Genomic DNA, 1,814 nt, shown 5'->3' on the forward strand with positions numbered 1-1,814 from the left:
GTTTATCGCTCAACATTAATTTTAGCCATTCTTCTACCGAAAGGTTAAATTTTGAAGCCAGTGTTGCCACATCCATAAATCCGAAAATCTGAGCTATCCAAAAAACAGCATCATCAACACCTTTTTGCGAACTGATTTTTTCTAAACCGTATTTAAGCAGGTCTTCGCCTGGTGTAATCCCGGGGTTAATGGTCAAAACTTTTTTCTTTGCAACAAGCAGTACACGTTCTTCTTTAACGGACAGGCTATTGATGAGATGATTTAAAAATAGTTGGTTTATTGAGGTGCCCGGCACCAATTTAAGCAGGTAAATGGCGATATCTTTTACTTTTTTGCTCTTATCGTTTAAAACCGACATTAAAAAAGTTTCATCGTTAATGGAAAGATTAATTTCCAATAAAGCGATAAATTCGGCCCTTACATTCGCATTTTCCTGCTGCAGATCATTTAATAAAGCCAAAGCATCTGATGGTGCCTCCGCTCTTAAACCTGCAAAATAGTTTAAGCGCCATTCCAGGTTGCCTGTTTCCCAATCCTGCCCTGATGGAGCGAAATCAAAAAGTTGCGACCAATTTTTATTGATGCCCGCGAGCCATTTTCCGGTTTCACCACAGGCTGTTAAAACTGCTTCGGCTTTCTTTTTCTGTGATAAAGCTTTATTTAAGGCATCGGGAACCAGATCGGCACCAAATATTTTATCGGCCTGATTGGTACGGTAAACAAGGTAATAAAATAACACATCGTCTTTTAACTGGAGCGCCGATTTGATCTGAAAACCAGTCAATGCATCTAATTCGACCTTTTCTTCATCCGGGCAGCTTTCCTGAACACGACTACAAACATTAGGCAACCTACCGGATTCGTTATACAGGAAATTTACCGCAGCATTTTTCAAAAAAGCATCTTCTTTATCTACCTGCCCAGCAATAATTCGGTTCCCTATTCCGATTAAATTGGGTGTCGGATCAAACTGCACTTTATCAGTACCCAACAGGGCTGTTTTTATAATATTCTGATCACTCATTTTATCGGATAATATCTATCATTTATAAAAACCGACGCTACGTTGAACTGCTCGTTCTGATAAATCCCAAAGCATACAAAAGCATTGCCCTTGGTGATGGACAGGATTACCCAACATTCATCTTCGAGGTTGCTCAATAAAATGGATTTCTGATCCGTATCGACCAGCAACCAGGTTTCGTTTTCGAAAACGACCTTTACAGAAGATAGTAAAAAAGGAATTTCTTCTACAAATGGATTGATGGTTAATAAACCCGAAACGTGGCTAAAAAGATCGGCAATATTGCTTTGCGTTTCTGGCAAAAGCTGTACATTTTCTTTTCGAACTTCGCCTTTAAATAAAGCCCTTAAAGGTGAGGGTGATAGATAAAAAGCGAGCGCTGCATGTACAACATTTCCCGATATTAGATTATTGGCATTAGCCTGAATCGTTGTATAAAAATTAATGATTAGCGCATAACGCTTGGTATTTTCACCATACAGCCAAATTTTCTCCGTTTTCAGGTTATTATCTTCGGTAATATCAATCGATAGCACATACCAATCGTCAGTTACACCTGTAGTGGCTAGTATTTCATCTTTTAGTGTGTTCCACCCAACCAGCGACCTTACTTCCTGTTTAAGATCATCGGCCAGCAGTTCCTGATTTTTGTAGGCCTCTGTAAGCAGATAGGTTTTGCTTAGCGATTTGATCAGTGTTTTTTGCCAACCCTCTTTATAAAAATTAATGTTACTTAACCTTTTGAGGTTGTTAGCTAAACCACCAGCCTGCGCATCCACCATCCTTGCAG

General features: G+C 39.3%; 2 protein-coding genes. Both read right to left on the minus strand.

The genetic code is table 11. The features are described 5' to 3' along the window. A partial coding sequence (locus tag AC1DPQ_RS26700; protein ID WP_477611426.1) for a DUF5691 domain-containing protein occupies positions 1–1,024 on the minus strand: 1,024 nt, incomplete at its 3' end. Continuing rightward, a partial coding sequence (locus tag AC1DPQ_RS26705; RefSeq protein ID WP_477611427.1) for a hypothetical protein occupies positions 1,021–1,814 on the minus strand: 794 nt, incomplete at its 5' end. The genes AC1DPQ_RS26705 and AC1DPQ_RS26700, both read right to left, overlap by 4 nt.

It is taken from the genome of Pedobacter sp. 01T416_2, assembly GCF_056398925.1.